The 20332-nt window shown below is 61.3% G+C and carries 19 protein-coding genes; 16 read left to right on the plus strand and 3 right to left on the minus strand.

Annotation, left to right across the window (positions count from 1 at the left end; all coding sequences use genetic code 11):
* Nucleotides 1–155: 155 nt before the first annotated feature.
* The 12 genes from LKX83_RS34075 to LKX83_RS30280 all read left to right on the plus strand — a co-directional run bounded on the left by LKX83_RS34075 (nt 156) and on the right by LKX83_RS30280 (nt 11863).
* Nucleotides 156–287 (plus strand): hypothetical protein, encoded by a 132-nt coding sequence (locus LKX83_RS34075; RefSeq protein WP_255654994.1) that lies wholly within the window; start codon nt 156–158, stop codon nt 285–287.
* 22 nt (nt 288–309) lie between these two features.
* Nucleotides 310–738 carry a hypothetical protein gene (locus LKX83_RS30230; RefSeq protein ID WP_227886707.1) on the plus strand — a complete coding sequence of 143 codons (429 nt, stop codon included), beginning with the start codon at nt 310–312 and terminating at the stop codon, nt 736–738.
* A 184-nt stretch (nt 739–922) separates the two neighbouring features.
* Nucleotides 923–1333 (plus strand): GntR family transcriptional regulator, encoded by a 411-nt coding sequence (locus LKX83_RS30235; RefSeq protein ID WP_227886709.1) that lies wholly within the window; start codon nt 923–925, stop codon nt 1331–1333.
* On the plus strand, nt 1308–2192 hold the full coding sequence (locus LKX83_RS30240; protein ID WP_227886711.1) for an ABC transporter ATP-binding protein: 885 nt from the start codon (nt 1308–1310) through the stop codon (nt 2190–2192). Before LKX83_RS30235 ends, LKX83_RS30240 begins: the two co-directional genes overlap by 26 nt.
* Nucleotides 2182–3222: a hypothetical protein gene (locus tag LKX83_RS30245; protein ID WP_227886713.1), complete on the plus strand. Its 1041-nt coding sequence runs from the start codon at nt 2182–2184 to the stop codon at nt 3220–3222. The genes LKX83_RS30240 and LKX83_RS30245 overlap by 11 nt, the downstream gene beginning before the upstream one ends.
* Before the next feature lie 123 nt (nt 3223–3345).
* Entirely contained in the window at nt 3346–4053 is a 708-nt protein-coding gene (locus LKX83_RS30250; protein ID WP_227886715.1) for a hypothetical protein, read from the plus strand.
* Between the two features lie 178 nt (nt 4054–4231).
* A complete protein-coding gene (locus tag LKX83_RS30255; protein ID WP_227886718.1) occupies nt 4232–5770 on the plus strand; it encodes a M23 family metallopeptidase in 1539 nt (512 codons plus the stop codon).
* 437 nt (nt 5771–6207) lie between these two features.
* Nucleotides 6208–6951: a response regulator YycF gene (gene yycF, locus LKX83_RS30260; RefSeq protein ID WP_227886724.1), complete on the plus strand. Its 744-nt coding sequence runs from the start codon at nt 6208–6210 to the stop codon at nt 6949–6951.
* Nucleotides 6948–8780 carry a cell wall metabolism sensor histidine kinase WalK gene (walK, locus tag LKX83_RS30265; protein WP_227886726.1) on the plus strand — a complete coding sequence of 611 codons (1833 nt, stop codon included), beginning with the start codon at nt 6948–6950 and terminating at the stop codon, nt 8778–8780. Before yycF ends, walK begins: the two co-directional genes overlap by 4 nt.
* Nucleotides 8777–10069: a YycH family regulatory protein gene (locus LKX83_RS30270; RefSeq protein WP_227886727.1), complete on the plus strand. Its 1293-nt coding sequence runs from the start codon at nt 8777–8779 to the stop codon at nt 10067–10069. The genes walK and LKX83_RS30270 overlap by 4 nt, the downstream gene beginning before the upstream one ends.
* Before the next feature lie 51 nt (nt 10070–10120).
* Nucleotides 10121–10888 (plus strand): two-component system regulatory protein YycI, encoded by a 768-nt coding sequence (gene yycI / locus LKX83_RS30275; protein ID WP_227886728.1) that lies wholly within the window; start codon nt 10121–10123, stop codon nt 10886–10888.
* 168 nt (nt 10889–11056) lie between these two features.
* Complete coding sequence (locus LKX83_RS30280) at nt 11057–11863, plus strand: MBL fold metallo-hydrolase (protein WP_227886729.1); 807 nt, start codon at nt 11057–11059, stop codon at nt 11861–11863.
* Nucleotides 11864–11886: 23 nt separating this feature from the next.
* Here the strand turns inward: LKX83_RS30280 and LKX83_RS30285 are convergent, their stop codons facing one another.
* Nucleotides 11887–12087: a hypothetical protein gene (locus LKX83_RS30285; protein ID WP_185672219.1), complete on the minus strand. Its 201-nt coding sequence runs from the start codon at nt 12085–12087 to the stop codon at nt 11887–11889.
* A 267-nt stretch (nt 12088–12354) separates the two neighbouring features.
* Here LKX83_RS30285 and LKX83_RS30290 point away from each other — a divergent pair, with 267 nt between their 5' ends.
* The 3 genes from LKX83_RS30290 (at nt 12355) to LKX83_RS30300 (ending at nt 15751) form a co-directional block, all read left to right on the plus strand.
* Nucleotides 12355–13668 (plus strand): S1C family serine protease, encoded by a 1314-nt coding sequence (locus tag LKX83_RS30290; protein WP_227886730.1) that lies wholly within the window; start codon nt 12355–12357, stop codon nt 13666–13668.
* 23 nt (nt 13669–13691) lie between these two features.
* Nucleotides 13692–13859 carry a CxxH/CxxC protein gene (locus tag LKX83_RS30295; RefSeq protein WP_227886732.1) on the plus strand — a complete coding sequence of 56 codons (168 nt, stop codon included), beginning with the start codon at nt 13692–13694 and terminating at the stop codon, nt 13857–13859.
* 695 nt (nt 13860–14554) lie between these two features.
* On the plus strand, nt 14555–15751 hold the full coding sequence (locus LKX83_RS30300) for a PQQ-dependent sugar dehydrogenase (protein WP_227886734.1): 1197 nt from the start codon (nt 14555–14557) through the stop codon (nt 15749–15751).
* On the opposite strand, the gene LKX83_RS30305 is transcribed toward LKX83_RS30300, so the two are convergent.
* Both LKX83_RS30305 and LKX83_RS30310 read right to left on the minus strand, forming a co-directional pair.
* Nucleotides 15730–17184: a magnesium transporter CorA family protein gene (locus LKX83_RS30305; protein ID WP_227886737.1), complete on the minus strand. Its 1455-nt coding sequence runs from the start codon at nt 17182–17184 to the stop codon at nt 15730–15732. The genes LKX83_RS30300 and LKX83_RS30305 overlap by 22 nt on opposite strands.
* Before the next feature lie 25 nt (nt 17185–17209).
* Nucleotides 17210–17917 (minus strand): TrkA C-terminal domain-containing protein, encoded by a 708-nt coding sequence (locus LKX83_RS30310; protein WP_227886738.1) that lies wholly within the window; start codon nt 17915–17917, stop codon nt 17210–17212.
* A 525-nt stretch (nt 17918–18442) separates the two neighbouring features.
* Between LKX83_RS30310 and LKX83_RS30315 the strand changes: the two genes are divergently transcribed.
* Complete coding sequence (locus LKX83_RS30315; protein WP_227886739.1) at nt 18443–20188, plus strand: ABC transporter ATP-binding protein; 1746 nt, start codon at nt 18443–18445, stop codon at nt 20186–20188.
* The last annotated feature ends 144 nt before the right edge of the window (nt 20189–20332 follow it).

The raw sequence follows: 20332 nt of genomic DNA on the forward strand, positions 1-20332 counted from the left end.
CATGAGCACACCAGCCCGCCAAAGTAGGTAGTCTACATACGCACATCCGCCGCCCAAGCGAACAAACCGCCAAAGTAGGTAGTCTATATACGCACATCCGTCTCACGAGCGCAAAGCCCGCCAATGTAGGTAGTTTGCATACGCACATCCGCCACATGAATGCACCGACCGCCAAAGTAGGTAGTTTACATACGCACATCCGCCGCACGAGCGCACATCCCGCCAATGTAGGTAGTTTACATACGCACATCCGCCGCATGAGCACACCAGCCCGCCAAAGTAGGTAGTCTACATACGCACATCCGCCGAATGAGTGCACCGACCGCCAAAGTAGGTAGTTTACATACGCACATCAGTCGCATGAGCACACCAACCGCCAAAGTAGGTAGTTTACATACGCACATCCGCCGAATGAGTGCACCGCCCGCCAATGTAGGTAGTTTACATACGCACATCCGCCGCATGAGCGAACAAACCGCCAAAGTAGGTAGTCTATATACGCACATCCGCCACATGAGCACATCAACCGCCAATGTAGGTAGTTTACATACGCACATTCGCCGCATGAGCACATCAACCGCCAATGTAGGTAGTTTACATACGCACATCCGCCGCATGAGCACACCAACCGCCAAAGTAGGTAGTCTATATACGCACATCCGTCGCTTAAAATGTGAGGCTTTGCCGGGGGGACGCTTGCAATTCAATGACGACGACTGTACAATGTGTACTAGTTAAAGTAGTACAGTTGGAGAAAGATTAAGTACTCAACGCCGGACCAGACGCCATTGAGCAACGAACCATACGCCATAAGAGTAACAATCTAGACGTCATACGAGCAACAACCCAGACGAACCAGACGCCATACATACAAGAACCAGACGCCAAGCGAGCCGCGCAGGAGGAGCTGAATGAATGCCCCATGATTCAGATCAATGAGAGAAGCATGATCCCCATCTATGAGCAGATCGTGGAGGCGTTCAAGGAGCTGATCGCCAAGGGCGCGCTGCGGGAGGGGGACAAGATCCCGTCCGTTCGCGAGCTGTCCGCGCAGCTGCTGATCAATCACAATACGGTGGCCAAGGCGTACCAGGAGCTCGAGCGGCAGGGCGTCGTCGCCTCGCAGCGGGGCAAGGGCGCGTTTGTTGCAAAGCCTGCAGAGGAGCGCGGCATGGAACGGGAACGGGTGCGCCAGCTGCGCGCGGAGCTGCGGCGCATCGCGGTGGAGGCGCATCATCTGGGGATCGGCAGCCAGCAGCTGTCGGAGTGGTTCGGCGAGGAGCTTCAACGATACGGGAGGGATGACGATGCTAACCGTCCGCAATCTACATAAGACGATCGACCGGAGACCGGTGCTGCGGCAGGTCGAGTTTGCCGTCGCGCAGGGACAGGTCGCCGGATTGATCGGGCGAAACGGCACGGGCAAGACGACGCTGCTGAAGACGATGGCCGGCATCATGGATCCCGATTCCGGAACGGTCGAGCTCGGAGGCCGGTCCGTTCACCGCGAGCCGTCGCTCAAGCGAGAGATCGTCTTCGTCCCCGACTCGCCGGAAGGCTGGTTCGGCTACACGGCTTGGGGCTGCGCCGACCTGTACGAGCAAGTCTATCCGCGATTCGACATGCCCTATTTCAAAGAAACGATGCGGCGCCTCAAGCTGCCGATCGACCGCAACGTCCGCCACTTTTCCAAGGGGATGCGGATGATGTTCAGCACCGCGCTCGGACTCGCGACCAAGGCGAACTATATCCTCCTCGACGAGCCGACCAACGGCGTCGACGCGATCGCCAAAAAGCAGGTGCTCTCGCTGCTGATGGAGGCCGCCGCCGAGGGGACGGCGCTCATCATCTCCTCCCACCTGCTGGAGGAGCTGGAGCGGATGACGGATACGATTCTCCTCCTGAAGGACGGAGCGGTCGAATCTCATGTGACCGACGACGTGGCGGGCGGTCGGGTCGCCAAGCTCCAGGTCGTCTTTGCGGGAGACGCGCCGGAGGAATGGCTCGCCGGCCGTCACGTTTACGTGCTGGACCATATTGGCCGCGTCTACACGCTGCTGCTGAACACGGAGCCTGCCAGCGGCGCTTACGAAGAGCTACAGCGCATGGAGCCGCTGCTGATCGAGCCGCTGCCGGTGAAGCTCGACGATCTGTACGTTTGGAAGGTGGGAGGCGAGACGGATGTGGGTTAGCGCGCTGTGGAAAAGGGAATACGCGCAGGCGAGATTGTTCCTGTTTGCCGTGCCGATCGTGCACTTCCTCGCGCTCGGCCTGCAGCGGATGAACAAATGGCTGTTCACCGACCCCAACATGGTTGCCAGGGACGTAAGTCATCTCCGCAGTATGATGGACCCCGTGCCGGCCGCCTACGACTTCGGCTCGTTCGAGTCGGTCGGACGCATATGGCTGTTCCTCGCCATCTTCGTGCTCGCCTTGGTGCAGCTTGGGACGGAGCGGCGCAACGGCTCGCAGGAGCTGCTGTTCGCCCTGCCGTATGCCCGCCGGACGATATTCCTGCACAAGTGGCTGCTCGGTGCCGCCCTTCTCGCCGGGACGCTGCTGTTAAACACGCTGATCGACGCCATCGTCGTGCTCAGCTCGCCGATGGCGCCGTATTTCAGCCTCGTCTATCATCTGGCGCAGCTCGGCTATTCGTGGCTGCTGCTGGCCGGGATCTACACGCTGGCGCTGTTCGTCGGGACGATCGCCGGCAGCGTGCCATCGCAAATTATCCTGTCCATCGTGCCGATGGTGCTGCCGATCGTCCTGGGCCAGCTCGTGGCCTACTCGCTTCGCCTGCACGGGATCGACCTGTATCCGGCCCCGGGGCAGCGCACGATCGCGGGCGGCATTCCCGCCGACGCCGGCAATCGGCTGCAGGAGCTGCTGAACTTGCCGCGTTACCTCACCTTGTCCTACGAAGACTTTTCGTGGTTCCAGGCGCTGGGCTTTGCAGGGTTGATCGTCGCCGCCTTCGTCTGCGGCATGCTCGCGTACGAACGCAACCGCACCGAGAACAACGGCAAGCTGGTCGTCCTGCCGGCGTGGGAGCGGGCCATCCGCATCCTGTTCGTCCTGGTCTTGTCGATGCTGGCCGGCTTGTTCTCCGCCACGATGTTCGACGCGAACGAGCGTCTGGGCTACGATATCGGCTTCGTCGTCGCCTTCATCGTCATCACGTTCGTCCTGACGAAGCTGTCCAAGATTCGTCTCCGAATATAGCGCCTCTAGCAACATGCCAAGGCTCCCGACGCGTTTGGGAGTCTTTTTTTGCGCGGAAAAAGAATGCGAGAGAGGAGGTTTGCCCATACTAAAACTATGAAATCGAAGCAGGAGGACATCATCATGTGGTGGAAATGGATCGGCTGGGCCGCCCGCTTGGTCGCAACGGCATTATTGCTCAGCTTCCTATGCATTTGGACGACCGGCTATATCGTGAATAGCTATATTCAGACCGCGCTGAAGCAGTTCGACATTCCGCTGGAGACGAAGCCGTTCGCGCTCTCCGGCATTTGGGGGACGCTGTGGGGAGCGGGAGGCGACGGAAGCTCCGGGACGAAGGAAGCCGGCGCGACAACCAAGCCGAGCCCGACGCCGACACCTACAGCCACGCCTACAGCCACACCTACAGCCACACCTACGCCGACCCCCGAGGACACGCCGGAGCCCGCGTCCTCGCCGTCGCCGAGCCCGGCGACCGATCCGGCCTCGGCCGATCCCGGTGCCTCGCCGACCCCGGGAGACACGCTTCCGGACGGCGCACCGGAGGCGGGGGCTGGGGCTTCGCCGAGTCCGGACGGGTCCGTCCCCGTCTGGAAGCCGGACGATGCCGCGGCCGCTCTCTCGGACGAGGACAAGCAGAAGCTTTACTCGATCGTCGTGTCCAAGCTCAGCAGCGAACAGCTGCAGCAGCTGACCGGCTATCTGAACGACGGACTGACGGCGGACGAGCTTCCGAAGGTGGAGGCGCTCCTGAAGCTTGCGCTGAACGAGCAGGAGCTGAAGCAAATGATGGACATGCTGAATCCGCCGTCCGGCGCGGCCGCGCAGTAAAGATTAGCGCCATGGAACGACAAAAATAACGAAGCGCAAAACCGCCGATCGCCGGCGGTTTTTCCTATTTATGAGAGAATTCTAAGCTCGGTTCAATTGATAGGTTCTCAGGCGTTATGCTAAAGTTAGAGGCGTGCTATGCCAGAATCCGTAAAAAGATAGCGAAAAGGAGAAGAACATGACCGATTTCAAGAAATCGGGCCGAATTCGGAATGTCGCCGCCGCGCTGCGGGATCGGCTCCGTCCTCGTCGGACCCCCACCTTGAACGTCGAAACACATGCGCTACCGAGTACGCCTACGAATAAACGCCATTACCGAACGCCGATCCTCGTCACTTGCGCCGCCGCCCTCGCGGTCGCAGGCATCTTTGTCGGCGCCACGCGATATGTAGAAGCCAACAAACAAACCTATTACCAAGTGATGCTCCAGGGCGAGCCGATCGGCGAGATCAGCAAGCAGGAGCTCGTGGAAGGGCTGATCGCCGACAAGGCCGCCCAGCTCGAGCAGGCCGACACAAACGTGCGTTACAAGCTCGATGACCCCCAGGTCTCCTATGAAGAGAAGCGCGCGTTCAAAAAGACGCCCGACGACGAAGCGACGCTCGCCGCGCTGTCGAGCAAGCTGAAGTCGCACGCGATCGGCGTGAAGCTGATCGTCGACGGCAAGGCCATCGCCGTCGTGAAGGACAAGGAGACGGCGGACCAGCTGCTCCTCCGCGTCAAGAACAAATACGCGCCGGTCCCGGCGGCGAAGAAGGCGGATGCGCCCGTCAAAGCGCTCTCCTTCACCAAGACGGCCGCAGTCGGCTCGACGCAGCGGACGGTGCACAACGTGAGCTTCTCGGAGGAGGTCAAGACCGAGGAAGTCACGGTCAACCCGGATCAGATCAGCGATCCGGAAGCGCTGTACAAGACGATCGTTAACGGCGACACGAAAAGACGCATCTATACCGTCAAGCAAGGCGACTGCATCGGATGCATCGCCCACGCGCAAAACATATCGTCCGATCTCATCTACAAGAACAACCCCTGGATCGTCGACGACGCGATCAAAGTCGGCGACGAGCTCGATCTGACCGTGCAGCAGCCGCTGCTCACCGTCAATTCGGACGAGCAGGTGACCGAGGTCGAAGTCATCGACCCGCCGGTCGAAATTCGCAAGTCGGACGAACTCAAGGCCGGCAAGTCCAAGGTCGTCCGGCAGGGCACGAACGGCAAGCGCCTCGTCACATACCATCTGTTGAAGCAGAACGGCAACATCGTCGAGGAAGAACAGATTTCTTCTACCGTCCTGACGCCGCCGATCTCGACGGTTATCCTCAAAGGGACGAAGGTGACGCCGAGCGAGGGTACAGGCAAGTTCGCATGGCCGGTCAAAGGCGCCAAAATCACCAGCTACCAGGGCCAACGCTGGGGCCGGACGCACAAGGGAATCGACATGATCGGCAACAAAAACATCCTGGCCGCCGACAACGGCATCGTCACCACATCCGGCACCGGCATCAGCGGGCTCGGCAACTCGATCACGATCGATCACCAGAACGGCTTTAAGACGGTGTACGGCCATATGAGCAAGCTGCTCGTCAAGAAGGGCCAAGTCGTGCAGAAGGGCGACGTCATCGGCATCATGGGCAATACCGGCCATTCCTTCGGCACGCATCTGCACTTCGAAGTGTACCTGAACGGCAAGCTGAAGAACCCGACCAGCTATCTTTAATCTTTACTTCCATCCTTACCCACCGGATCGCCTTCTGACACACCCCGTCGGAAGGCGTTTCTTGTTGGGCTCATGTGCGCGATATGTTAAAATGTAAAGAAGAAACAAGCTTCCAAGTAAAAACGGCTTTGCCGTCTTCCCGGACGGCAACACGTTTTTATCGGAGGTCATACAAAAATGGAGAGGGTAAAACTTATACATTCTGTATGATCAAGTAAAAACGGCTTCGCCGTCCTCGGATGAGGGCGAGACATTTTATCGGAGACCATTTTGAAATGGATAAGCGTAAAACTTATAAATTCTAAATGGTCAAGCAAAAACGGCTGTGCCGTCTGTTCGAAGAGGGCGGAACGTTTGTGATCGGAGGCCATGCGGAAAGGATGAGGCGCGAAGCTTCGCCTATTCCGCACGACTCGGCAAGGGAGGCCGGTAAACGCATGCCTGGCAAAATTCTGGTGGTCGACGACGAGCGGCCCATCGCCGATATATTGAAGTTCAACCTGGAGAAGGAAGGCTACGAGGTCGTATGCGCCTTCGACGGCGAGCAAGCCGTGAAGCTCGCCTTCGAGACGGACCCGGACCTCATCCTGCTCGACCTCATGCTGCCCGTCAAGGATGGGATGGACGTCTGCCGCGAGGTGCGCAGCCGGCTGTCCACGCCGATCATCATGCTGACGGCTAAGGACACCGAGCTCGACAAGGTGCTGGGCCTCGAGCTCGGCGCCGACGATTATGTGACCAAGCCGTTCGGCACCCGCGAGCTGCTCGCGCGGGTGAAGGCGCATCTGCGGCGCCAGCGCAAGCTGGACGCTTCGCCCCGCGAAGAGGATGCGGCTTCGGCGGAGGCCGAGCGCCAGGGGCTTAAGCTGTTCAACCTGTTCATCGACACGGACATGTACGTCGTGTACAAGAACGGGCAGCCCCTCGACCTCACGCACCGTGAGTTCGAGCTCGTCCACTACCTCGCGCGCAACAGCGGCAAGGTGATGACGCGCGAGCATCTGCTGCAGGCCGTATGGGGATTCGAATACTTCGGCGACGTCCGGACGGTCGACGTGACCATCCGGCGCCTGCGGGAGAAGATCGAGGACGATCCGAGCAAGCCGGAGATCATCATGACCCGGCGCGGGCTCGGCTATCTGATGCGCAATCCGAAAATGTCGGGCGGGTACGGCGGATGAAGCTGTTCCGCCCGTTCCGCACGATCCAAGCCAAGCTCATCGTCATGGTGCTGCTGCTCATCCTGATCGCTGTCCAGCTGATCGGGGTTTATTTTATCAGCACCATGAAGAAGTCGCTGATCGATTCCTTCACGATCAGCGTCAACGCCCAGGCCCAGTTGCTCTCCGTCATGCTCGGGTCGTCCGACTTCGGCAAGCAGGAAGGCGCGGACAACCGGACGGAGGACACGAACGCGTCGCTGAGGCAGCTGGTCAGGAGCATGTTCAGCAACAGCGGGACGGATGCGCAGGTGCTCGATGCGACGGGGCGGGTGCTGACGACCTCGCAGGATGAGCAGCAATCGTACGTGGGGCGGAAAAACACGTCGCTGCTCGTCAGCCGCGCGCTGCAGGGCGTCAGCGACAACGCCGAGGAGATCATCGACGAAGGGAACGTCCGCAAGAAGGTGATCGCCAAGCCGATCATGAGCGGGGAAAAGGTCGTGGGCGCGGTCTACGTGTCCGCGTCGATGACCGAGCTGTACCAGACGGTGGAGCGGGTGAACCGGATCTTCGTCTCGGGCATGCTGATCGCCCTCGGCCTCACCGCGGTACTCGGCATCCTGCTCTCGGGCACGATCACGAGCCCGATCAAGGCGCTGACGCTGCAGGTAGCCGCCGTGGCGGAGGGGCGCTTCGACAAGCGGGTGCCCGTGCTCGGCAACGACGAGATCGGACAGCTCAGCACGGCGTTTAACGACATGACCGACCGGCTGAGCGAGGCGCTGTCGATCAACGAGGAGGAGAACGAGAAGCTCTCTTCCATCCTCTCCAACATGAACGACGGCGTCCTCGCTACGGACGAGATCGGCCGGGTCATCGTCGCGAACCGGCGGGCCCGGACGATGCTCGGCCTGGAGCAGATCGAAGGCATGACCGTCTCCGAATGCCTGAGCATCGACAAGGCGTCCATCTCGGAGACGCTGGAGGGCAAGGAATCGACCTTCCTCATTCAGCGGGAGATTCGCGAAGACGAGGAGGAGCTCGTCTTCCGCGTCGCGCTCACGCCGATCCGCCGCCGGGACAAGGGCGTCGTCGGCGCGATCGCCGTGCTGCACGACGTGACCGAGGCGGAGAAGCTCGAGCATTCGCGGCGCGAGTTCGTCGCGAACGTATCGCACGAGCTGCGTACGCCGCTCACGACGATCAAGAGCTACACCGAGGCGCTGGACGACGGCGCCCTCGAGGAGCCGCCGCTCGCCGAGCGGTTCGTCGGCGTCATCCGCAGCGAGACGGAGCGGATGATCCGCCTCGTGAACGACCTGCTCCATCTGTCGCGCTTCGACTCCCGCCAGGCGCAGCTGCGCCGGCAGATGACGGACGTCGGCGAGATGATGGAGGACGTGGTCGACCGCTTTTCGCTCCAGCTTCGCCAGAAGGCGATCACCGTCAAGGTGGATCTGGAGCCGGGCATTAACCAGGTGTGGGTCGACCGCGACGGCATCGATCAGGTGCTCGACAACATCGTCTCCAACGCGATCAAGTACACATTGGACGGCGGGTCGATCTACCTGGCGGCGGGCACCGGCGAGGGCGGCCAGCTGTCGCTGTCGGTCCGGGACACGGGCATAGGCATCCCGAAGAAGGACCTCGCCCACATTTTCGACCGGTTCTACCGGGTGGACAAGGCCCGCTCGCGCAATATGGGCGGCACGGGGCTCGGATTGTCGATTGCCCGGGAAATCGTGCGGGCGCACGGCGGCACGATCGTGCTGGAGTCCGAGCCCGGCGTCGGCACGACCGTCACGATCCTGCTGCCGACGGTGCTCGAAGGGGGTGAGCCGGCATGATCGAGCGCTTCAAATCGCTGCTGCTGGTCCTACTCGTCGGGCTCAGCCTCGTGCAGAGCTACTTCCTCGCCTACAGCATGCCCAGCATGGACGCGAAGGTGAAGACCGACCAGGATTACGTGAAGACGGAGCCGCTCGGACCCGAGGAGAAGGTCGAGAAGCTGCTGTTTCCCGAAGAGCTCGTCCTCCACATGGGTCAAGACAAGCACACCGTCTTCTACCCGAACGATACGTTCTTCAGCATGGTGCTCGACAAGCTGGTGAGCCGCGAATTCAAAAGCTTCCAGCGCGTTCCGGTCGAGCAGGTGAACTGGGAGCAGGTGCGCAAGGAGGAAGCCGGGATCGAGGTGCGCTTCGGCCGGGAGATTCCGTTCGAGCTGCTGCGGCGCGTGTACAAGATCGACGCGGACTTCCTGTTCTCCGGGGACGCGATCAATCGGATCTGGATCTTCGCGAGGCCAGACAGCGGCGAGGTGCGATCGTTCTTCTTCAGCACCGACGGGCGCAACGTGTACGAGTCGTCGCGGGCCGATCTGACGGTGCAGGACGTCGAGCAGAGCGTCGGCTTCGGCCAGTACTGGAAGCCGTACCGCTACTGGGCGAATGGCGTCTACATCCCGGATCAATCGCTGCCGGTGACGAGGCTCTCCGTCAAGTTCTCCAGGTATACGCCGGACCAGATGCAGCGCAACCTGTTCTCCAATCCGAACACGACCCGGATGATCCAGGACACCCAGGACGGCACCCAGATCTACATGGACAGCAAGCGCGGTCTCAAGGTCGAGGAAGCGGGCAGCTGGATGTCGTACAAGGACCCCGTCGCCCCGGCGGAAGGGAAGGACGATCTCACCGAGAACATCGCGGCCGCGGTCCAGTTCGTCAACCAGCACGGCGGCTGGAACGGCCGGTTCCGCCTCGTGCGCGCGGCGGAGACGGGCGGCGGCGCGAGCCGCGACAACGCGATCCGGTTCCAGCAGTACTACAATGAATTTCCGATCGTCTCGGGCGAAGGCTTCCGCTTCGGCGACATGCAGCTCACAATCCAGCAGGGCTTCGTCTCGTCGTACGAGCGGTCGCTGATCGTTCTCGAGGCCAAGCCGGAGCAGCAGCAGGAAATGCGGCTCTCCGCGGGCGACCTGCTGCTCTCGCAGATCCGCCAGGCGGCGGGCGGCGCGATGGTCGAGGCGATCTATCCGGCCTACCGGCCTTCGCTCGCCGACGATCAACTGCGGCTCGAGCCGGTGTGGGCGGTGCGTCTCGCCAGCGGCGAGGTGCGCATCGCCCAATAAGCCGCATCCATTCGGGACGGATCGCGACAAGCGAGGGAAGGAGGAGTCGAAGTGGACTGGAGACGGGCGAAAAGCGTGCTGATTCTGGCGTTCCTGATCCTGAACGTCGTGCTCGGCTATCAGCTGTGGCTGGAGTGGCGGGAGCGGATCGACCGGTCGGTCGACCTCGGCTCCCTGTCCCCCGAAGCGCAGCAGGCGATGAATGAGAAGAAAATCCGGATCACGGGCAAAATTCCGACAGAGACGCCCAGGCTCCGGGAGATGACGTACAAGCTCCAGGAGCCGCCGAGCATGGACGCAAGCGCGAGGACGCCGATCGATCCGCCGAAGGAGACGCGGATCGTCTTCAGCACCGAGGAGCTTCAGCAGGCGCTCGGGAGCGTCATCCCAGACCTGTCGAAGTACCGGTTCGACTATTACGGGAGCCGCGAAGGCGCATACTACTCCTTCAACCGGATGGTGGACGGGCTGCCCTTCTTCGATGTGAGGCTCGAGCTATACTACAGCGAGCTGAAGATCCGCTCCTACCGGCAGGATCTGATGGAGGAGCTGCCTTCGGAGAGCGGTCCGGAGCAAAAGGTGCTTCCCGCCACCCAGGCGGTGGCGAGCCTCATTCTCAAAAAATATTTGCCCGCTGGCGCCAACGTGCAGGAGGTGACGCTCGGCTATCACGGCCAGCCGATCTTCGACTCGGAGACGCAGGTATCCTCCCCGTCCTGGCGCATTCTCATCGAGGGCGGCGATATTTACTACGTCAACGCGATCAACGGCGAGGTGTCGACGGACAAGGGCAGCGCGCAGCCGGCCCAGACGGGCTAGGGGCGGCGGGCCGCAAGGGGATGCGGCCCGCGGGTACATACGCCTGACGCGATCTGCCGGCCAATGCAGGCTGCGATCTTCGGACCGGCGGCTTGCGGCGGACGGCACGATCGGGGTTCAATAGAGTAAGCGAGTACGGCTTTGCGGGAGAGAAAGGACAGATCTGCCATGGGACTGCGTTTTACGGTGCTCGCCAGCGGATCGACCGGCAATGCGACCGTCGTGTCTTCGGACGCGGCGACGGTGCTGATCGACGCGGGCTTGAGCGGCAAAAAAATCGAGGAGCTGATGAAGGAGCGGGAGGTGTCCGGCGCCGAGCTGGACGCGATCTTCGTCACGCATGAGCACTCCGACCATATCAAAGGGCTGGGCGCGCTCGCGCGCAAATACGAGCTGCCCATCTACGCCAATGAGAAGACATGGGGCGCGATGGCGAAGCACGTTGGCGAGCTGCCGGACGCGCAGCGCAGGGTGCTGCCCACCGGCGGCGTCATGGAACTGTTCGACTTGCGGATCGAGTCGTACGCCATTTCGCACGACGCAGTCGAGCCGGTCGGCTACTGCTTTCGTTCCGACGGGCGCAAGCTGACGCTCGCGACCGACCTCGGCTACGTGAGCGACAAGGTGATGGAGCAGCTGCTGCAATCCGACGTGCTCGTCCTCGAGTCGAATCACGACGTCGATATGCTCCGGATGGGGCGCTATCCGTGGAACATCAAGCGGCGCATTCTGGGCGACACGGGTCACTTGTCCAACGAGGCGGCGGGCGAGGCCCTCTGCCGGCTGCTCGCGGAAGGACGGACCCGGCGGGTGTATCTGGCGCATCTCAGCCAGGAGCACAACCTGATGGATTTAGCCAAACTTACGGTGAATACAGTATTAGAAGACAACGGCCTTTTTTACCAGAAGAACGAGTTCGAACTGTGCGAGACCTACTACGACCGTCCGACGCCTTGGGACCTCGTAAAGGCATGACGGCAAGGGCTTTCGCCCTATGCTCAGTAGAGGATGAGCTGATCGAGCTCCGCTTCCATCTCGGCCGCTTTGATCCGGATTTCATCGGGGGTGAGGATCCCTTTGTCCACGAGCACCTCGATCAAGGTGCTGAGCGCCAAAATCTGGCGGTAGCGATCGTCCTTGAGGTCGGCCAGCTGAGCGGCGAAGTCTACGAAGGACCAGGAGTACGAGGAAGGTTTCATCCGGGCGTTCTTCCTTTCTTTGCATAGGATCATTAATGGATCTTCACTTGCTATGACTCTAAGATTCTATTACTATTTTAGTCAAAACCCCTAAAAATATTCCGATATATTGAAGCAGAGCGGCATTGCCTTTTTTTCCGGAAAGGGCGACACGTTTGGATCGGAGACGAATCGGCGAAGCTGGGATAAAACTTCTACTTTGCCGATCGATTGATAGAGGCCGGCTAGTAGAGAGCGGATGCTCTCTCGGAAGGATGGTGGCGGCACATGAGCTGGTTTAAAGACGACTTTTATTCGACCCGGGTGAGGCGGGGAGCCCGCAGCGCGCCGGGATCGTGGCCGCGGACCAGCCGGGGAAGCCGGCAAGGCTCCATGTTCAAGGTAGCGTTGATCTCATCGATGGCGAGCTCTTTGCTCGTCGCCTTTTTGTTCTATCTCGCGTTCGATCGCCCCGGGACGCCCGCCAGCAGGCCGGCGAACGTCGCGGCCCAGCCGGTTGCGGACGCCAGCGACCGGATCATCACCGCCTACGCCAAGGTGGGACCCGTTGTAGTCAGCATTGTGAACCAGACGAAGGACGCGCAGCGCCGGCAGGAGCAGGGCGGTCCGGATGCCGAGCAGAGCGCGAGCCTCGGCTCGGGCGTCATCTTCCAGAAGCAAGGCGGCAAGGCGCTCGTCGTCACCAACGCGCATGTCATCTCCGACGCCGCCAACGTGCAGGTGGTGCTGGAGTCCGGGGAGAAAAAGCAGGCCAAAATCCGCGGCAAGGATACCATCTCCGATCTCGCCGTGCTCGAGATCGACGACAAAGGCATCAGCACGGTCGCCGAGCTCGGCGACTCGAAGAAGCTGCGCAAGGGCGAGAAGGTCATCGCCATCGGCAATCCGCTCGGCTTCAGCGCTTCGCTCACCGACGGCATCGTCTCGAATCTGAGGCAGACCGTGCCGGTGTCGCTGAACCAGGACGGCGTCTACGACTGGGAGGAGGAGGTCATCCAGATCTCCGCGCCGATCAATCCCGGCAACAGCGGCGGCGCGCTCGCCAACCTGGACGGACAGGTCGTCGGCATCAACAGCATGAAGGTCGCCGACATGGGCATCGAGGGCATCGGCTTCGCGATCCCGATCGACGACGCGATGCCGATCGTGAATCAGCTGATCAAATACGGCAAGGTGCTGCGCCCGTATTTGGGCGTCTACTCGATGGATCTGGATTCCTATCTGAACAACAGCATCCTCTCCGACGACGGATCGAGCGACGACGGCAGCGGCGACGACAGCGGCGACGTGCCGCCGGATCCGGACGCGTCGGAAGACCAGCCGGAGCCGCCGATCAAGGTGCCGGACGGCGTGAAGATGGGCATCGTCGTGCTGGAGGCCGTCGGTCCCGCCAAGGAGGCCGGCCTGAAATTCAACGACCTGATCGTCCAGTTGGACGGCCATGCGATCGGCAGCACGCTGGAGCTGCGCAAATACCTGTATAACCAAAAGAAAATCGGGGAAACGCTGACGGTGACGTATTATCGCGACGGCAAGAAAAGCGAGCTCGCCGTAAAGCTGGTCGAGAAGACCGAGGAATAATCGCCTAGGAAGGATTACCCTGTATGTATTGCGTATGCAAGGAGCATGTCGAGCTGGCCATCGATCACTTCGTCGACGAATACGAAGACGCGCCCGATCTGTTGAACCTGGCGACGACGAAGTTCACCGACTGGGAGCCGCCGGAGCGCTGCGAATGGTGCGACAGTCCGGCCGTCGTGCTGGTGCTGTAGGCGCCGAGGCCGACATCCAAGAGAATGAAGAAACGCTGCGAAGGAGCCTTCGGTCCAAAGACCGGGGGCTCTTTTTGTCGGTTTGCGGTGTCCCAAGCCGCGGGTGCGTCGGCGAAGCGGAAGAAAGCATCGATGCAGCCCACCTGTCGTGAGTGCGTCGGCGAAGCGGAAGGAAGCATCGATGCAGCCCACCTGTCGTGAGTGCGTCGGCGAAGCGGAAGGAAGCAGTCGACGGCCTCTGCCGCTGCAGCAAGTTCGGATCCTACGCGGCTGTTCGAAGGCTGGCTGAAAGGGTTAGTTGCAATCGTACATCTATTTTTGCTTCGCGACGGGCTTTCAAGCGAATTAGTTGCAATCGTGCATCTAATCTTGAACGATTCGCCGCAAAAGTCGATTTTACGTAGAAATAGTTGCACAATGGCAACTAATTAACGTTTTAACGGGGTCCACGACGAAAATAGAGGTACATTTACAACTAATCGGTATTTGGGGAGCTCGGGCTCGGTACTTGGGGAGCTCGGGCTCGGTACTTAGGGGGCTCGGCCTCGGTATTTTAGGGGAGCAACGGCGGATCGGCGCCTGGCACCGCCTTGGCGATCCAGCCTTTGGGGGAGTGGCGGGTCGTTTGGGTAACGTGATCTAGGGGCGCTGCCTCCAGGATTTCGATCCATTCCACGAAAAAGAGGGGGAGCGGCATGAAACGAACGATGCGGGGCCTTGGACTGCTGGCGGTCGCGCTGCTGCTGGGCGGCGCGGCCTGCGAGTCCAAGCCGGCGGGCAAAGGGGCAAAGGAAGAACCGCGAACCGATGGGGTGAAGCTGACGCGCGTTTATCCGGATGAGGCGTTCGAGCTGCCGGTCGGGATGACGTGGGGGACGGACGGAAGCCTGTACGTGACGGAGCAGCCGGGCCGCGTCGTGCATGCGGACGACGCCGGCGGCGCGGCGGAGCCGCGCGTCTTCCTCGACATTCGGGATCGCGTATACGACGAAGGGGCGGAGCAGGGGCTGTTGGGGCTCGCCCTGCATCCGAAGTTCGCGGAGAACGGGTACCTTTACGTCAACTATACGACGCGGTCGCACACCGTCATCGCCCGGTACACGGCGGCGCCCAGGGGCGGAGCCGCGCCGGCCGCGGCCGACCCGGCGAGCGAGGTCGTGCTGCTGACGTTCGAGCAGCCTTATGCGAACCACAACGGCGGACAGCTCGCCTTCGGACCGGACGGGTATTTGTATATCGGCACCGGCGACGGGGGCAAAGGCGGCGATCCGCACGGAAACGGGCAGAACAAGAAGTCGCTGCTCGGCAAAATTCTCCGCATCGACGTGGATCGTCCCGAGGGCACGCAGGTGCGGCAGCATTACGGCATCCCCATGGACAACCCGTTCGCCGCGGGCGGCGGCGCCGCCGAGATCTACGCCTACGGCCTGCGCAATCCGTGGAGGTTCAGCTTCGATACGGCCACCGGCGACCTGTGGGCCGCCGACGTGGGGCAGGATCGCCAGGAGGAGATCGACCGGATCGAAGCGGGCGGCAACTACGGATGGAACGTCAAGGAAGGAACGCTTTGCTACCGCCCCTCGGAGGGCTGCCAGGCGTCCGGGCTGATCGATCCGGTGTGGACGTACGGCCGCGACCTCGGGCAGTCCGTGACCGGCGGGTTCGTGTACCGCGGCCGGAGGGTACCGTCCCTCGTCGGATGGTACGTCTACGGCGACTACGCGACGGGCAGCATCTGGGCGCTCAGGGCTACCGCCGCGCAGGGAGATGCCTATGAGAATCGGCTGCTGCTGGCGTCCGGGCACAACATCACCTCGTTCGGCCAGGACAGGCAGGGCGAGCTGTACCTATGCACCGCGGACGGCGAAATTTATCGGATCGACCCGGAATAACCGCGCAGCCGCTTGACGAGATCGCGTCCCCATTTCCACAAAATATTGCCCGTCAAGAGAAAGGCGACGATAAGACCCGACAGGATGACGATGAGCGCAAGCCACTGGAAAAACGAGTATCCGCCCATGTTGCCCCAGCGGATCGGCCCCTCGAGGTCGTCGATGACCTGGTTCATCCCGTAGATCCCGCTGATGACCGTATAGATCGTAAGCACGGTCAGCAGGTAGCTCGAGCGTTTGGAGGTCGCGTTCTCCTGATATTTGTACAGATCGGTCAGCGTCATCTTCACGTCCTCGAACAGCTCGTCGTTGCCGTACATCCGTCGGATCTGGACGAAGATTTCCCGGCCCTGCGACTGCGAGACGACTTCGAGAAAGTCGTACTTGGCGGAAAAGGTCGTAATCGCGCGGATGAGCACCTCGGTCTGCGCCGGCGTCCGCTCCAGACGGACGCGGGAGTAGGCGTTCGACAGCTTGAGCAGGACGATCCGGTGGAACAGGTTCAGCAGCAGTCCGTAATAATACTCGCCGTACATCTTGTTTGCGACCCTCGCCGCCTGGTCCTCGGGTAGCGTGGTAAGGCAGCAAAAGCAGCTTTCCTCGGTCATGTAGTACGTATCCGGCGCCCAGCGGTCGAAGCCCGTGTCGCGGCAATATTGCTCGATGTAGGGGAGGTGGCTGGCGCTGATGTAAGGCCGGCCTTCCTCGTCCATGCCGTCGAGACGCGCGGCCCTGTAGCGGTCGGTCAGGCCGATCCGGGCGTCCTCGGGAAACGCGTAATACGCGATGACGTACATGCGCTCGTCGATCAGATAGGGCAGCTTCTCGAAATAAGCGCCGTCCATCGGCGTCCGGTCGAGATACTGCACCGTATGGGGGACGATCGCCTTGAAGATGAAGTCCTGCACCTCCGCGTACGCTTCCCCTCTGCAAGCCACCCAGGGGGCTTCGTCCTCGTCCTTGGCGTTCTGCAGGGCGCGCAGCCGCTCGGCGAATTCGATCGCCTCGGTCAAGGTGGGCGACGCCTTCGCCAGCCCGACGCGCAGCGTGATGAAGCCCGTGTCGAACGGGCACAGCACGACGTCGACCGAGTAGATGTCGAACGGCGCTTCGAAATGGCGCATATGGAGCGCCGCGCGCAGATCGAGCTTTTTGCTCATCCGCTGAAACCCTTCGGGATGATGCTCGTGCGGGAAAAGGACGTGATTCGTAAACGGCAGGTAGTAGCGCTCCATGTTCCGATGGGACACCCGGTGATTCGGGCCGTAGTAGGCGTCCTGCTGCGCCATGTCGTCCAGTCGGAACGGGACGAAGCCTTCGTCCAGCAGGGATTCTCTCATTTTGCCGTGACAGTCTGCGGTAAGCGAAAACGGGAACAGCATTTGAAAGCTCGCTTCCCGGATCGGCCGATCCTCGAGTTCGATTCGTTCCATCCTGGCATCTCCTATCCGGGTTCGTTTATAGCGGAGAAGAAGCGTGCTTCTCGTCGGCTTCCATCGACTTTTTGTCGGCCAGCTCGACGGCGAACCGGCGGTCGATCTCCTCCTTGCTGCCGTAAATGTAGATCACGTCGCCCGCCTCCAACGGCGTGCGCATGCGCTCGTCCCGGATCGTGACGGTGCCGCGTTTGATGAGCAGCACGTTGAGGTCCTTCAGCTCCCGGCACACCTCGCTTAGCGTCCGGCCCACGAGCTGCGACCGTTTGCCGATCGGCACGTCCAAGAACGCATCGCTCTCCTCGCAGATGAGCACCTCGGCGATCGACAGCTCCTGCAGCTCGAACGTCTGCTGGAAGGTCCGGGTCAGCCTGTCCGCGAGGTAACGCTGGGTCGCGGGCAGCCGCAGGACGGCGAGCACGGCGAACAGGGCGCCGGCGGCGACGGCGAGCGGGTAGAGGTGAAAGTCGGGCGCCAGGATCGTGCTGATGCAAGAGATGACGACCGCGAGCGAGAAGGCGCCGAACAGGATCAGGAAGATCCCGACCCGCCGGCGTACGGGGTGGCCGAGTATGAGCTCGGACTCGCTGGTCGTATAGCCCGTGCTGGTCAGCAGGGACACGACCTGGAACCGCGCCACCGGGTATTCGAGGCCGGTCGCCCACATGAGGACGACGGCGATTTCGATCACGAACAGCACGATGAGGAAGTAGACGACGATGAACCACATGCCGGACCCTCCCTTTCGCGAACTTCTAATGGCTCTTATTCCTGATATACCCCCGCATGCGCGGGATCAAAGCGGTAAAAGCAGGGACAAATGCGTGCCGGCCGAAAGGGCTGCGGGGGAGAAGCGGAGGGAGCCGAACGTACGATCCCGCCCCGGGAAGTTCGTAAAAGTCAGGTAAAATGTGAGGAAAACCAATTGACAGCAATTTCTGGCGATGGTAAAGTGACAAATAGATTTCACCACGCGAAGGGAGGATTACGAACCATGTTTAACCCAATGATTGTAACGGCACATGGCGAAGATGGCTTGACCTTCGAACGTAATCCATTCGCGCGCGACTGATCTTGGTATCGTGATCCCAAGGCGCATGGTTACGTTCCCGTAATCGTGCGCCTTTCTTATCCGCAGTATGCGAACGTACGTTCCTTGGAGGATGTCCGATTGCCATACGCGGGAGAAGCGTATCGCTTGCGGGCGATACGCTTTTTGTTTTCTTTTTTTCGAGAGAGAGGGTGGAGAGACGCAATGCTGGTGGTTTTAAAGAAATTAAGCTGGTTCTTCCGGTTGCACTGGAAGAGGTACACGTCCGCGATCGTCCTGCTCGCGCTGGTCGGCATCGTGGAGGTCATCCCGCCGAAGCTGCTCGGCTTCACGATCGACGGGATCCATCAAGGGACGCTGTCCGATCCGAGATTCTACGAGGTCGTCCTGCTGTGGGTCGGGATCACGGTCGTCTCGTATGCCGTCACCTACGTGTGGATGTATCAGCTGTTCGGCGGCTCGATGCTGCTGGAGCGCCTGCTCCGCAACAAGCTGATGCGGCATCTGCTGAAGATGACGCCGACGTTCTACGAGCGCAACCGCACCGGGGACTTGATGGCGCGGGCGACCAACGACCTGTGGGCCATCTCGAACACGGCGGGCTTCGGAATTCTGACGCTGGTCGACTCGTCGATTTTCATGCTGACGATCCTGTTCGTCATGGCGGGGCTCATCAGCTGGAAGCTGACGCTCGCGGCGCTGCTGCCGCTGCCGCTCATCGCGCTGGCGATGAAGCACTTCGGGAAGCTCATCCACGAGCGGTTCATGAGCGCGCAGGACGCGTTCGGCGAGCTGAACGACCAGGTGCTGGAGTCGGTCGCGGGGGTCCGCGTCGTCCGCGCCTACGTTCAGGAGGCAGCCGACCGCGAACGGTTCCACGCCAAGACGAACGAAGTATTGCAGAAAAACATCGCCGTCGCCCGGATCGACGCGCTCTTCGAGCCGACGAACAAGATCCTGGTGGGATTGAGCTACATTATCGGCCTCTGCTACGGGGGCTACCTCGTATTCCGCAGCGAGATTACGCTCGGCGAGCTCGTGTCGTTCAACGTGTTCCTCGGGATGCTGATCTGGCCGATGTTCGCCATCGGCGAGCTGATCAACATCATGCAGCGGGGCAACGCGTCGCTCGACCGGGTCAACGAGACGCTTGGCTACACGCCGGACGTAGAGGATCCAGCCGCGCTGACGCCCGTGGACCAGCCGGAGCGCATCGCCTTCCGCGACGTGACGTTCCGCTACCCGTCGTCCACGATCGACAACCTGATCGGCATCTCCTTCGAGCTGGAGCGCGGCCAGACGCTCGGTATCGTCGGGCGGACCGGCAGCGGCAAGACGACGCTGCTGAAGCAGCTGCTGCGCGAATACCCGCTCGGCGCGGGCGAGATCGAAGTATCCGGCGTCTCGGTTGCGGACATCGGCGTCGATCGGCTGCTTGGCTGGGTCGGCTACGTGCCGCAGCAGCCGATTCTGTTCTCAAGGTCGATTCGCGAGAACATCCTGTTCGGCCGCGAGGACGCGAACGAGGATGACTTGCAGCGGGCGCTCGAGCGCGCCTCGTTCGCCAAGGATATCCGCTTCCTGCCGGACGGCCTCGAGACGCTCGTCGGCGAGAAGGGCGTCGCCCTGTCGGGCGGCCAGAAGCAGCGGGTGAGCATCGCCCGGGCGCTCATCGCCGATCCGGAAATCCTCATGCTCGACGACGCGCTGTCCGCGGTCGACGCCAAGACGGAGGCCGAGATCATCGAGGGCATCCGCACGGAGCGGGCCGGCAAGACGACGCTCATTACGACGCACCGCCTGTCGGCGGTCCAGCATGCCGACCATATCCTCGTTCTCGACGAAGGCCATGTAATCGAGCAGGGGACGCACGAGCAGCTGCTCGCGCTGGGCGGCTGGTACAAGGAGCAGTACGACCGTCAGCAGCTCGAAGCGCTCGTCGAGTCGTAAGACGCGCTCCGGCATCGCAGGGAGCAAGGGTGATCTCTGCGGACCCGCGAGGATAAGCAGTCCTACTGCGGGTCCATCTCCAATAAAAACGTGTCGCCTTCCACCGTGAAGATGGCAATACCGTTTTTACTTACTAGGAAATGA

Origin of the sequence: Cohnella baijiui (assembly GCF_020731285.1) — a bacterium.
In the GTDB taxonomy this organism is placed as follows: Bacteria; Bacillota; Bacilli; order Paenibacillales; family Paenibacillaceae; genus Cohnella.